Genomic DNA, 476 nt, shown 5'->3' with positions numbered 1-476 from the left:
CCACGCTCGGAAAGGGTGCTTTCGAGGTTTGCAAGACGGGTGTCGAATTCGCTGACCATGGATTGCGTTGCACCGCCGAGCAGATTGGCAATACCGGTCGTGCGTTCGTCCAGAGCTTCCGTCAGGCGGTCCGATACAGTGCGCGACTGTTCATCAAGCGTTGCAATGCGCGTATCGAGCAGGTTTGCAAAAGCTTCGCCCGAAGTCGTGATGCGGGAGCCGATGTCACCGGTGCGGGTTTCAATGGCCTCGGCAATAGCGCCGCCGCTTTCGTTGATGCTGCCGATCAGGCGTTCACCGGATTCGCCGAGCAGGGTGCTCAGCTGCTGCGAGGCAGACAGAACATTGTCGCGGATGATGTTGGACGCGCTGGAAAGTTCTTCCTTAAGCTGCTCATGCGCACCGGAGATCGATGAACGTACCCGTTCGGCATGGCTGACAACAGCTTCACGCTCATTGCCCAGATCGCTGACGAG

General features: G+C 58.6%; 1 protein-coding gene. It reads right to left on the bottom strand.

Annotated elements, in window-relative coordinates:
* The coding region (locus tag SB822_RS54955; RefSeq protein WP_410858830.1) for a hypothetical protein at positions 1-476 on the bottom strand (476 nt) is incomplete at both ends.

Origin of the sequence: Paraburkholderia sp. SIMBA_054 (genome assembly GCF_046534875.1) — a bacterium.
GTDB lineage: Bacteria > Pseudomonadota > Gammaproteobacteria > Burkholderiales > Burkholderiaceae > Paraburkholderia > Paraburkholderia hospita.
The sequence above is the reverse complement of the archived record's forward strand: the minus strand, read 5'-3'. Positions and strand labels throughout refer to the sequence as shown.